Here is a 12,868-nt window from a genome sequence, read left to right as displayed (position 1 = left end):
CTGATTCGCTGATGCTCTTCAGCCTGTTGCCTTCCTTCTCGCTTTTTCTTTACAAAAGCGCTATAACGTACGTCATTTAGCAGTTTAGATGTCCATACGTTTAGAAGGTAATATGCAAACAGAACCGCAGGGTGGGCAGCTTAAGCGCACCATGAAAACCCGCCATCTGGTGATGCTCTCCCTCGGCGGAGTGATTGGCACCGGCCTGTTTTTTAACACCGGCTATATCATCTCCACCACGGGCGCAGCAGGCACGCTGCTGGCCTACGCTATCGGCGCGCTGGTGGTCTGGCTGGTCATGCAGTGCCTCGGCGAGCTCTCGGTGGCGATGCCGGAAACCGGCGCCTTTCACGTTTATGCTGCCCGCTATCTCGGACCGGCGACGGGCTATACCGTGGCCTGGCTCTACTGGCTGACCTGGACCGTGGCGCTCGGGTCGAGCTTTACCGCCGCCGGGTTCTGCATGCAGTACTGGTTTCCGCAGGTGCCTATCTGGGCGTGGTGCGGCCTCTTCTGTGCGGTGATCTTCGCCCTCAACGTGATCTCTACTCGCTTCTTTGCCGAAGGGGAATTCTGGTTCTCACTGGTGAAGGTGATCACCATCATCGCTTTTATTCTTCTCGGCGGAGCGGCAATCTTTGGCTTTATCCCGATGCAGGATGGCTCACCCGCGCCGGGCCTGTCGAACATTACCGCTGAGGGCTGGTTCCCGCACGGCGGCCTGCCGATCCTGATGACCATGGTGGCGGTAAACTTCGCCTTCTCCGGCACCGAGCTGATCGGGATTGCCGCCGGTGAAACGGAAAATCCGCATAAGGTTATCCCGGTTGCCATTCGCACCACCATTGCCCGGCTGATTATCTTCTTTATCGGCACCGTATTTGTGCTGGCGGCGCTGATCCCGATGGAGCAGGCGGGCGTGGAGAAAAGCCCCTTTGTGCTGGTCTTTGAAAAGGTGGGGATCCCTTATGCGGCGGATATCTTTAACGTTGTGATCCTGACGGCGATCCTCTCCGCGGCCAACTCCGGGCTGTATGCCTCCGGTCGTATGCTGTGGTCCCTGTCGAACCAGAAAACACTGCCGGCCTGCTTTGCCCGGGTCAATAAAAATGGCGTGCCGCTGACGGCGCTGTCGGTCTCCATGCTTGGCGGCGTGCTGGCGCTGTTCTCAAGCGTGGTCGCGCCGGATACGGTGTTTGTTGCCCTGTCGGCAATTTCCGGCTTTGCGGTTGTGGCGGTATGGATCAGCATCTGTGCCGCGCATTTTGTCTTCCGCCGTCGCCATCTGCAGGCCGGGAAAACCCTGGCGGATCTGCAGTATCGCGCTCCCTGGTATCCGCTGGTGCCGGTACTGGGCTTTGTACTTTGCCTGGTGGCCTGCGTCGGACTGGCTTTTGATCCCAGCCAGCGCATCGCCCTTTACTGTGGGCTGCCGTTTGTCGCGCTGTGTTATGGTGCGTACTTCTTAACGCGTCCTAAATTTGTGCAGGAGCCTGAACATGTCGCAGAATAATCCGCTTACCGCCCTCCTTGAACGCCCCTTTGTGGTGCTGGACGGGGCGATGGCGACGGAGCTGGAAGCGCGAGGTTGTAACCTGGCCGATAGCCTGTGGTCCGCCAAAGTGCTGATGGAAAACCCATCGCTTATCCGCGATGTCCATCTGGACTATTTCCGCGCCGGGGCGCAGGTGGCGATCACCGCCAGTTACCAGGCGACGCCGGCCGGTTTTGCCGCGCGTGGTCTGGACGAGGCGCAGTCCCGTGCGCTGATTGGTAAAAGCGTGGAGCTGGCGCGTAAAGCGCGTGAGGCGTATCTGGCCGAGAACGCGAATGCCGGCACCCTGCTGGTGGCCGGTTCCGTGGGGCCGTACGGCGCGTACCTTGCCGATGGCTCGGAGTATCGCGGCGACTATGTGCGCAGCGAAGAGACTTTTATCGATTTTCACCGCCCGCGCGTCGAAGCGCTGCTGGACGCCGGGGCCGACCTGCTGGCCTGTGAAACCCTGCCCTCGTTTGCGGAAATCCGCGCCCTGACGGCGCTGCTGGCAGAGTATCCTCGCGCCCGGGCATGGTTCTCCTTTACCCTGCGCGACAGTGAACATCTCAGCGACGGCACGCCACTGCGCGAGGTGGTGGCCTGGCTTGCGGAATGCCCGCAGGCGGTGGCGCTGGGGATTAACTGCATTGCGCTGGAAAATACCACGGCGGCGCTTGCGCATCTGCATAGCCTGACCGCGCTACCGCTGGTGGTCTATCCCAACTCCGGTGAGCACTATGATGCGGTCAGCAAAACCTGGCATCACCACGGTGAAGCCTGTGAAACGCTGGCGGGATATTTGCCGCAGTGGCTGGCGGCGGGGGCGAAGCTGATTGGCGGCTGCTGTCGGACAACGCCGAAGGATATTGCGGGGCTGGTGGCGACGCGGTAGTCATATTCCCCTCTGCCAAAAACGGGAGAGGGGAATATCCGGTTTTATTTATGCGGCATCCGCCAGCACAAACATCCCGTACGGGTGGATCTCCAGATAGTAGCTTTCCCCTACGTCCGGCTGCAGTCGGGTCGCATTGACCTGCAGCAGGATCTGCTGCCCGTGCCACTCCACCATCACCTCATACTGCGGTCCCATATAGGCCACGTGACGGATAATACAGCGCTGGCTCTCCGTCCCGCGATCGCTCAGGGTAATGGCTTCCGGACGTACGCCAACGGTGCCGTTGCCGCTGCTGATAAAGTGCGCCGGGCGCGGCAGCGCATAGCCGTAAATATCCACATGATCCGCCGTGAAGGTGGCCGGGAAGAGGTTGGCATCGCCCATAAAACTGGCCATAAAGCGTGACGCCGGCTGGCGATAGAGATCCTGCGGCGAGCCGATCTGCATAATATTCCCCTTGTTCATGACCAGCACCGTATCGGAGACGGCAAAGGCTTCGCTCTGATCGTGGGTGACGTACAGGGAGGTAATATTAAACTGCTTTTGCAGTTCGCGAATTTTATCGCGCATGCTGCGGCGCAGGTTGGCATCGAGGTTACTTAATGGCTCATCAAACAGAAGTACCTTCGGCTTGAGGATCAGCGCACGGGCCAGGGCCACACGCTGCTGCTGACCGCCGGAAATCTGATCGACATAGCGGTCTCCAAATCCTTCCAGATCGACCATCGCCAGCGCCTCGTGCACCCGCGTTTTAATCTCACTTCGCGACACGCCCAGCATCTTGAGGCCGTAGCCGACGTTCTCGCCCAGTGACATATGCGGGAAGAGCGCGTAGGACTGGAACACCATACAGATATCGCGCTGCTGAATTGAGCGATGGGTGACGTCCTCACCGTCGATAAAAATCTGCCCTTCGCTGGGTTTCTCCAGTCCGGCGACCAGACGCAGCACGGTGGTTTTGCCGCAGCCCGACGGCCCGAGCAGGGTCACCATCTCACCCTGAGGGATGGCGAGGTTGATATTTTCAATCACGCTATTGCTGCCAAAGCGTTTGCTGACGTTGCGCAGCTCAACAAAATGTTTCTGAGTCATAGTATTACGCCTGGTTTTTGGCTTTGGAGCGGGAAATACGTGCTTCACCGATCAGCCAGTCAAAGAGGAAAATAATCGCCAGCATCACGACGATCAGAATGGAGCCGTAGGCGATAGCCACGCCGTATTCGCCGTCTTCCACGCGGTTCAGGATATAGGCCGTCGCGACGCGGGTATCCGGCGTGACGAGGAACACAATGGCGCTGACGGTGGTGATCGCACGCACGAAGCTGTAGATCAGCGCCGAGAGGATCGCCGGGCGCAGCAGCGGCAGCAGGATATGCGTGATGGTACGCAGGGACCCGGCGCGCAGGCTAAGAGAAGCTTCATCCAGCGACTTGTCGATCTGACCCAGACCGGCGATACCGGCGCGGATACCGACCGGCACGTTACGCATTACCATCGAAATAATCACGATGGCCGCCGTCCCGGTGAGATACACCGGCGCGCTGTTAAAGGCGAGGATATAGGAGACCCCGGCCACGGTGCCCGGCACCGCAAAGCAGAGCATGGTGGTGAACTCGATGGTCTTCTTGCCCTTAAACTGCTGGCGCACCACAACCCAGGCAATCAGCAGGCCAAAGATAGCGGTAATCGGTGCCGCGATCCCGGCGTAGAGCAGGGTATCGAGCAGGGAAGGCCACGCGCCGTCGCTCATGCCCTGGCCGAACAGCTTGATAAAGTTATCGAAGGTCAGTGTGTAGTCCACGCCCCAGTTCACCGTAAAGCTGCCGTAGAAAATGCTGCCGTAGAGCAGGGCGTTAAAGGCGATCCACACCGCCAGCAGGGCCAGCACGCTCCAGACCAGGGTAACCGGCAGCGGCTGAACATCGCCACGGTAGGACTTGCCGGACACGGTGACGTAGGAGCGCTTGCCGATCCACATATACTGTACGCAGAACACCAGCAGCGAGAACAGCAGCAGGAACGCGCCCAGGGTACTGGCGGCCTGATAGTCGAGCTGGGAACCGGTGATATAGAAGTAAATTTGCGTTGCCAGCACGTCGAAGTTGCCGCCGAGCACCAGCGGGTTACTGAAGTCCGCCAGCGACTGCACCACCACGATCAGGAAGGCGTTCGCCAGGGCCGGTTTCAGCAACTGAACAAAGACGCCGTTAAAGGTCTGCCAGCGGCTGGCGCGCAGGGTATAGGACGCCTCTTCCAGCGACGGATGGATCGTCTTGATCGCCCCGTCGAGGATCATAAAGGCCATCGGGGTAAAGGCCAGTACCTGCGCCAGCCAGATCCCGGTAAAGCCGTACAGCCAGTTGGTATTGGTCAGCCCGAACCAGTCCACCATCAGCTCGGTAATATAGCCGGATCGGCCCATCATCAGGGTTACGCCGAGGCCAACCACAAACGGCGGCGTCACGATCGGCAGGATCGAGAAGATACGGCCAATAATGGCTCCGCGCTGTGCAATACGGGTGGTGTAGATCGCCAGCACCAGGCCAAAGAAGGTACAGCCGACGCCCACGGCGATAGAGAGAAGAATCGAGTTCAGGATGACCTGAATGATATGGGCCTGGGACAGGACGTTTATAAACGCCAGCGGGGCGAATTCACCCGCGTCGTTGCTGAACATCGGGATAAAAATCGCGATGCTGGGCCAGACGATAAAAATACCGATCAGCGCAACGATGGCGATAAGCGAGCCGATCACAAACCGGTCGCCGCCCAGCCATTCCAGACGGGTTAAGGCCTGAGCCATAATGGCCCCGAGAGCCACAAACAGTACGATGGTGGCGTAGCCCAGACCGCGACCTTCCACGGTAGCGCTGACGGCGATAAAGGCGATGCACAGCAGCGCCCAGCCCGCGTCAAACCAGTGGCGGCCACGGGCTTCGCGTCGGGCTTCACGCCACGGGCGCACCAGCAGGAGCGTTGGCAGCAGATACCACAGCCAGCTCAGGTTAGGCTCTGACCAGCCGTAGGCCGCGTAGATTTCGTCCGAGGTGGACTCCAGCAGGCCGTAATCCAGGCTCCAGCTCGGCAGCAGGGCAAACGCCAGCCAGCCGAGTAAAACCCACAGGAATACCGCATCCCGTTTTTTGACGGGAGGGAGAGTGATTGCATGTGACATAGTGGCACCGAGTTGACTGGCCCGACAGCGACGCGCCGCCGGGCGATAAGGCTCTTCTTATGGCGGGCTTATTTGCCCATCTTCACTTCGCTAACCCATTTGTTGATCAGCGCTTTACGCACGTCAGTAGAACCGTACTTGTCCATGTCGTAATTAATCAGCTTCAGATCATCCAGTTTGAGCGAGTTCGGTGAGGTTTCGGCGGTGGTGTTGGTCAGGATCTGATAGGACTTCCCTTTTTTCCACGCCAGCTCCTGGGCTTCTTTCGACAGCACCCAGTCCACGAACAGCTTCGCATTATCCGCGTTGCGTGCCCCTTTCAGGATGCTGACGCCGCCGATTTCATACCCGGTGCCTTCGCACGGAGAAACTAGCGTCAGCGGTGCTCCCTGCTCTTTTTCCAGGGAGTAGTCGTGGAGGAAGCCGATACCGATAGCGGTTTCACCGCGGGCGGCGTTACGCGCCGGGGCGATACCGGACTTGGTGTACTGGGAAACGTTGGCATTTAGCTGTTTCAGATATTCGAAAGCCGGTTCATCGCCCCACAGCTGGGCGAAGGTCGCCAGCGCGGTGTAGGCGGTGCCGGAGCTTTGCGGGTCGGCAATCTGGATTTCGCCTTTGTATTCCGGCTTGGTCAGATCTTTCCAGCAGGCCGGTACAGGCAGGTTTTTCTCTTTCAGACGCTGGGTGTTCACGCCAAAGCCGAGAATGCCGACGTAAACGGCGGAGGAGTAGTTACCTTTTACCTTTGCCGGATCGCGGAACTGCTCCATGATATTTTTCAGCTCGGGCGACTTGTACGCCTGCAGCAGGCCCATTTCACCAGCCTGAGATTGCGGGTCGAGGGTGCCACCGTACCAGACGTCGGCCTGCGGGTTTTTCTTCTCGGCGTCGATTTTCGCCAGCGTGCTGCCGGAGCCGTTGCGGATAAACGAGGTTTTGACATCATACTTTTCGCCGAAGGCTTTGGTTTCGGCCTCGCACATCTCGTTGGTGGCGCTGCAGTAAACCACCAGGCGGCCTTTGGCCTGGGCGGCGCCCGCAAGGGTTGCCAGCGTAATACCGGCGGCGATCAGGGTACAGAGCGGTGTCATTTTCATTATTGTGTCCTTTATCATTTCAGGTGACTGCGTGAGGCGGTTATCCCCGCCATCAGCAGCGGCATCAGCAATAAACCCATCAGTACGGCGGCAACCGAGAGCAGGCTGAACATTCCGGACCAGCCGTAGCGTTCAATCACCTGCGACAGCGGCCATCCCGCCAGTGCGGCTCCCAGGTAGGCAAAGACCCCAAGGAAGCCGGTTATCGAACCCGCAGCCCCTTTATGGCCACACTCGACGGCGGCGAGGCCAATCAGCATTTGCGGGCCAAAGACAAAAAATCCGACGCTAAAGAAGCACATCGACAGCAAAACATAGTGATGCACCGGCGCCAGCCAGAGGGCGGCAACCGACACCACCAGCCCGAGAGTAAACAGCAAAATCATCGGTGCGCGCTGGCCGCTGAACAGCAGGTCGGAACCCCATCCCGCAAAGAGCGCGCCCAGTAATCCGCCCACTTCAAACAGCATCACCGCGCCGTTAGCGCTCAGCAGGTTGATACCGTGGCTTTCCGTCAGCCAGATATTGCCCCAGTCGTTAAGCGCAATGCGGATGAGATATACCAGTACATAGGAGACGCCCAGTAGCCAGATCAGTGGGTTATGCAGCATCGTTGTGCGCAGCATCTGCCACAGTCCCATCGGCGGGCTGGCGGCGGTCTGTCGCAGCTCCAGCGGATCGTGCCGCCATTCACCCACCGTCGGCAGACCCTCTTCCTGCGGTGTTCCCCGCAGTTGCGTGGTCAGCCATATCCCCAGTGCCATGCTGATGATCCCCGGTGTCAGCATCGCCGCCTGCCAGCCCCACAAATGGGCGGCAAAGGCGCAAATCAGCGGGATAATCGCCCCGCCGATATTGATTGAGGCATTCCAGCATCCCCACCACAGTCCGCGTTCGTTGCGCGAGTACCAGTGAGTCAGCAGGCGAGCGCAGGGAGGCCATCCCCATCCCTGAAAAAATCCGTTCAGCGTCCAGACCACCAGCAGCATCGGCAGCGATTCGCCAAAGGCGAAAAGTACGTTCAGCACGCCGGTAGCGAACAGCCCGACGCCCATAAACCACTTCTGTCCATGGCTGTCGTGCCACAGTCCGGCGGCAAATTTCGACAGCCCGTAGCTGAGATAAAACAGCGAGCCGAGCAGGCCGATATCACCTTTATCTAACCCCAGATCCGTCTGCAGGGCGGGCAGGATGGTGTTCACGCTTTTTCGCGTCAGGTAAAACGCGGCGTAACCTATCACCATGCACAGCAACAATCGCGGGCGCAGGGCCCGGTACTGCTGGTTGATTTGATCTGCGCGCATACGGCCTCCACTGGCGCTGACTATAAGTAAGTGGCTAAGAAAGGGGATGAGACAAAGTCCGGCGTGACTAAGACTTTTTCCTGGTTAGCGTGGGGTTTGTTGCAAAAGTGTGGGCAGGTTAACAATTACGCGCGTGCCCTGACGTGATTCCAGGGTTAGCTCACCGCCGAGCGCGCTGACGCGCTCGCGCATTCCCTGGATGCCGAAACCTGGCTGGCCGCCGCTGACAAGGCCGACGCCGTTATCCCTGACCGCCAGATGCAGGCGATCGTTCTGCTGCCAGAGGGCGATGCTGACCTCGCTGGCGTCCGCGTGTTTGCAGACGTTGTTCAGCAGTTCCTGAAGCAGGCGGTAGAGGGTAAAAACCAGGGTTTCACTCTGTGGCGGCTGCGCCAGACGGTAGTCAAAACGGCACTGAATGCCGCGTTCGGCAAAGGCGAATTCGTTGACCAGATGGTGCAGGGCCTCTTCAAGCGATAATTCATCCAGTACCGGCGGACGCAGCTGGCGCAGGAGCTGGCGCGTAGAGTGGTGAATACGCCGTGCCAGTTCGTTAATCTGCCCGGCCGCCGCCAGCGCCAGGTCCGTATCGCTGCTGCGCTTGACCAGCTGGGTCTGGATTTGAATGGCGGTAATGTTCTGGCCGATCTCATCGTGCAGCTCCCGGGCCAGGCTTTTACGGGTGTCTTCCTCGCTGTGGATCAGCTTCTCCGTTAGCTGGCGACGGGCATCCAGCTCCGCTTCCAGCCTTCGGCGGTAGTGGTCCAGGTTCTGGGCCAGGTGCTGCTGACGGCTGATGGCGATCCCCAGACCGATTCCCAGCAGTGACTGGGTGGAGAGAAAAATCTCCAGTTCAATCAGGCTGCTGAATCCCACGCCGACCTGGCGGGCGATGGTAATCATCATGCTCCCCAGCAGCCCGGCCAGCACGCCGCCCTGCCAGCCAAACTTCCACGCCATCACCACGTTCGGTAAAAACACCACGATCAGCAGCAGGCGCTCGATCTGGGGTGACATCACCATCTGGGTGCCGATACCGATGATAAAGAACAGGCTGCACCAGATAATCAGGGAGGTGCGCAGCGGCGGGTTGCTGGTATCCAGCCCCAGCAGGTGGTAGCGATGCTGCTGACGCAGAAACTCAAAGATCAGATAGACAAAGGGCGTCAGCAGTACGCCGCCGGTAAAGGCCGCCATGCCGATCATAATGGCGCTGCTGTGCAGGAAGGGTGCCAGCAGCAGGGTGTTAAGCAACGAGGCGAAGGTCACGGCACCGAGCAGCAGCGATAGCCGCTGCCAGTAGAGGGGAAAGCGATGCCAGTAGTGCTGGGCCACCAGCGCCGGGATCAGGTTGATCAGCGGCGTGGCCAGCATGGTGTAGCTGGTGAGCAACTGTTCGCTGTGCAACCAGAGCGTCGCGACCAGCTGAGGCAGCACCAGCGCGGGCCAGAAGCGCCGGGAGAGTAAAATCAGCAGCGCGAGGCTGACGCCGTGGGGCAGAAACAGTACTGCCTGCTGGCCGTTCTGAGTGAGGTAGACGCTAAGCGTCCACAGCATCAGCCAGCCGGATCCCCAGGCGAGGGTAATAAACAGGGACAGTACGGTCAAACGCAGGGATCGCGACATCAGTGGCCTGCCAGCAGCTGATTATCCAGCGCGAAGTGCACCAGCTCGATGGTGCTGGTGCACTGGAGTTTGCCCAGCACATTAGCCCGGTGAACATGGACGGTTTTATGGCTGAGATCGAGGCGGAAGGCAATCTCCTTCACGCTGTGGCCCTGTACCAGCAGGGTAAAGACTTCCCGCTCGCGTGGGGTCAGGGCATCCAGCACCGCAGGCGTTCGCTCGCCGCCGCGCAGGGCTTTTAGCGCATCAGAGCAGAGATAGTGGCCGCCGAGCCCGACGGATCGCACCGCATGGACCAGCTCTTCCGGCCCGCAGCGCTTGGTCAGATAGCCGCTGGCGCCTGCATCCATCGCGCTCTGCACAAACGCCGGGGTGTCATAAATACTGAGGATAATCGCGCGGAAGGCGGGGCGCTGCTGGCGAAGGCGCTTCAGCAGGCTCAGGCCATTTTCATCCGGCATGGCAACGTCGAGAACCGCCACGTCAACGTCATCGCGCAGCAGCGCGGGCCAGGCGGCAGCGGCGCTGCTGAACTGATCGGTAACCTGCAAATCCTCTTCCAGATTTAACAGCTGGGAGAATCCGGAGCGTACTACCACATGGTCGTCCACCAGTATCACTCGAATCATAACGTCATTCTCTTGCCATAAAAGGATATATCATGCCTGCCAGGATGGGGCAGGCAACGTACTTATTTCTGGAATGTAACGGATGTAACATAAATGCAATAGTCACATTTCAGGAAATCCATCCGCTATTTGCCTTGCTGTAAAAATGACAAAATGCTATTTGTTATTTCGCATAAAGAAATAACCTTGTTGTATCAAGGCAGGAAATAAATAAACGTAATGCTTATGCATATGACAAATAACGTGATTTATTTCACCGGGTAAGCCGTAATAGACCGATAGCTGACCGCTATCCGACTGAAAATGACACAGGAATTTCGCAATGAAAAATAAGCGTTCTTATCGCCATTCAGGCAGCCGGCTACTGATGCTCACTATCGGTGCTCTCTTTTCGCTGCAAAGTGCCGCTTTTAGTGGGGTAACGCAGCCGGAAGCGAGCTTTGACCAGTACGTTACGCAGCGACAGACCGTCGATATGCTGGTCGCCGACGCGCTGCAGGCTTTTAAAAATCCGGCCCGTATCTCCGGGGCTGGATTTACCGGAAAAACTGCCTCCAATATGGAAATTGTGGCGGAGAAATTACTCCAGGCCCATCAGCTGGAACCCTACCGCGTCGACCTGCTATTCAGCGCGGCCAGCGCGTATATCTATAATGGCAATATCGACAAAGCCGTTGCGTTATACCAGCAGATTTTGTCTGACGCGCCGGGAGACGTGGATGCGCTGATCTACCTTTCCGCCTGGAATCGCTTCCTGAAACAGAATGCCGAGAGCGAAAAGTCTCTGGCCGCGCTGAAAGAGATCGATCCCCTGCAGGCAGAAAAAGTGACGCGTTTCTTTAAGGCGATAGACGATGCTTCGGCGATAAAAATTACCGATAGCCTTACTGCGGCCCAGGTTGAGCAGATCAACGCCGACGGCAGTACTCCGGCAATCGTAACGCTGGGCTATGCCCTGAATCCGGACGGCACCATGAATGAGGTGCTGATCCAGCGACTGGAAAAAACGCTGGAAGTCGCAAAACAGCTGCCGGAGTCTCTGATTATCGTGACCGGCGGCGTGCCGCAGAATGGCAAAACCGAAGGCAAGCTGATGGCCGACTGGCTGGTCAGCAAGGGCGTTGACGCCAAACGCATTTATCAGGAGAACTACGCCCGCTCCACCGTTGAGAACGCCCTCTACAGCCGCTACGGGCTGGCGAAGCATCGGGTGAAAGACGCGGTGATTATTAGCTCCGGCAGCCACGTTCGTCGCGCCGAAGCTATCTTCCAGATTGCCGGATGGCAAACCGGCCCTCACGACATCCGCTTTACCACCGTTGCTGCGCTGGACAAACCGCTCAAAGATCTCCAGACCATGGGACGCCCTGAACTGCAGGGTATCTACCGCGACGGCCTGAAAGCACTGGGCCTGTGGAGCTTCCGCAGCCCGCCGCTGGAAGAGAGATAAGCCTTCCCGGCACAGGTAAATACAACGCCTCTATCCCGTTTGTTTCATTAAGCGGGCCAGGGGCAGATTGCTTATTCAGAGGGGAAAGATTTCCATGACAACGAAACGTTTTCTCGATTGCAGCGCGTCTGACCTGGCAGCGATGAACAAAGATGAGCTGTTGTACGCCTTACGCGCCAGCGAAGGGCGGGTGATGGTAAGCGAAACCATCGCGGTGACTCAGCCACTGTTAAACAATGTCACCAACGCTGAACTGGCCGCGTCACAGGGCGCAGATATTCTGCTGATCAATATGTTTGACAGCGAAAACCCGCAGATCCAGGGAATGCCTGCGAACACGCCGCCTGAAGAGGTACTGCGCACGCTGCAGCATCTGACCGGGCGGATTATTGGCGTCAACCTTGAAGCCGTGGATCCGGCGTACGCCAGCAGCCATGACGAGATCTGGAAAATGAAGCAGGGACGGGCGGCGACGGCAGCCAACGCCCGGAAACTGGTCGCGATGGGCGCCAGAATCCTGGTGCTGACGGGCAATCCAGGTAACGGCGTCAGCAACCGTGCCCTGGGCGAGGCGGTCCGGGAAATCCGCGAGGCCGTCGGTGATACCGCCGTATTGATTACCGGCAAGATGCATGGTGCGGGCATCGTCAGAGAAAGCGGCAGCGCCATTATCAGCGAAGAGGATGTGACCTGGTTTGCCAGCCAGGGCGCTGACATCGTGCTTGTTCCTGCGCCCGGTACTATTCCGGGTATGAGCCAGCAAAAAGTCGCTGCGCTGATTGAGTGTGCCCATGCCTGTGGCGTCATGGCGATGACCGCAGTGGGCACCTCTCAGGAAGGCGCTGATGTGAATACGATCCGCCAGATTGCCTTAATGAGCAAAATGGCCGGCGCTGACCTGCACCATATTGGCGATACGGGCTATATGGGCATTGCGCTGCCGGAAAATATCCTCGCCTACAGCATTGTGATTCGCGGTGTGCGCCATACCTATACCAGACTGGCGAGATCGGTTAACCGCTGATTCTTATTTCCCGACGTGTGACTAAGCTTTGCCGCTTTTTTGCTAAAAACAGAAAGGAATTAAAAAGAATTTTTAATTCCTTTATCAATATCCGCCGCCTGGAAATACTGCGCCCATAACAGCAAAAA

The 12,868-nt window shown here is 58.3% G+C and carries 10 protein-coding genes; 4 read left to right on the top strand and 6 right to left on the bottom strand.

Annotated elements, in window-relative coordinates; genetic code table 11:
• The first annotated feature begins 112 nt into the window (after positions 1–112).
• Both mmuP and mmuM read left to right on the top strand, forming a co-directional pair.
• Entirely contained in the window at positions 113–1,513 is a 1,401-nt protein-coding gene (gene mmuP, locus EDF81_RS21335; protein WP_123350168.1) for an S-methylmethionine permease, read from the top strand.
• On the top strand, positions 1,500–2,429 hold the full coding sequence (gene mmuM, locus EDF81_RS21330) for a homocysteine S-methyltransferase (protein WP_123350167.1): 930 nt from the start codon (positions 1,500–1,502) through the stop codon (positions 2,427–2,429). The genes mmuP and mmuM overlap by 14 nt, the downstream gene beginning before the upstream one ends.
• Before the next feature lie 48 nt (positions 2,430–2,477).
• Here mmuM and fbpC read toward each other — a convergent pair whose 3' ends face one another.
• From fbpC to EDF81_RS21300, 6 genes are all read right to left on the bottom strand, one after another.
• Positions 2,478–3,524, bottom strand: coding sequence for a ferric ABC transporter ATP-binding protein (gene fbpC / locus EDF81_RS21325; protein ID WP_123350166.1), 1,047 nt, complete (start codon positions 3,522–3,524; stop codon positions 2,478–2,480).
• A gap of 4 nt (positions 3,525–3,528) precedes the next feature.
• Positions 3,529–5,607 (bottom strand): iron ABC transporter permease, encoded by a 2,079-nt coding sequence (locus EDF81_RS21320; protein ID WP_123350165.1) that lies wholly within the window; start codon positions 5,605–5,607, stop codon positions 3,529–3,531.
• A 68-nt stretch (positions 5,608–5,675) separates the two neighbouring features.
• Positions 5,676–6,707: an ABC transporter substrate-binding protein gene (locus tag EDF81_RS21315; protein WP_123350164.1), complete on the bottom strand. Its 1,032-nt coding sequence runs from the start codon at positions 6,705–6,707 to the stop codon at positions 5,676–5,678.
• 14 nt (positions 6,708–6,721) lie between these two features.
• Positions 6,722–8,011: an MFS transporter family glucose-6-phosphate receptor UhpC gene (gene uhpC / locus EDF81_RS21310; protein ID WP_123350163.1), complete on the bottom strand. Its 1,290-nt coding sequence runs from the start codon at positions 8,009–8,011 to the stop codon at positions 6,722–6,724.
• 84 nt (positions 8,012–8,095) lie between these two features.
• On the bottom strand, positions 8,096–9,637 hold the full coding sequence (locus tag EDF81_RS21305) for an MASE1 domain-containing protein (RefSeq protein ID WP_123350162.1): 1,542 nt from the start codon (positions 9,635–9,637) through the stop codon (positions 8,096–8,098).
• Entirely contained in the window at positions 9,637–10,266 is a 630-nt protein-coding gene (locus EDF81_RS21300; RefSeq protein ID WP_123350161.1) for a response regulator transcription factor, read from the bottom strand. The genes EDF81_RS21305 and EDF81_RS21300 overlap by 1 nt, the downstream gene beginning before the upstream one ends.
• A gap of 322 nt (positions 10,267–10,588) precedes the next feature.
• Here EDF81_RS21300 and EDF81_RS21295 point away from each other — a divergent pair, with 322 nt between their 5' ends.
• Together EDF81_RS21295 and EDF81_RS21290 are read left to right on the top strand one after the other, a co-directional pair.
• Positions 10,589–11,716, top strand: coding sequence for a YdcF family protein (locus EDF81_RS21295; protein ID WP_221180835.1), 1,128 nt, complete (start codon positions 10,589–10,591; stop codon positions 11,714–11,716).
• A gap of 94 nt (positions 11,717–11,810) precedes the next feature.
• Positions 11,811–12,740 (top strand): haloacid dehalogenase-like hydrolase, encoded by a 930-nt coding sequence (locus EDF81_RS21290; protein ID WP_123350160.1) that lies wholly within the window; start codon positions 11,811–11,813, stop codon positions 12,738–12,740.
• The last annotated feature ends 128 nt before the right edge of the window (positions 12,741–12,868 follow it).

The organism is Enterobacter sp. BIGb0383, from assembly GCF_003751845.1.
GTDB lineage: Bacteria > Pseudomonadota > Gammaproteobacteria > Enterobacterales > Enterobacteriaceae > BIGb0383.
This window is presented reverse-complemented; position numbering and strand designations above follow the sequence as displayed.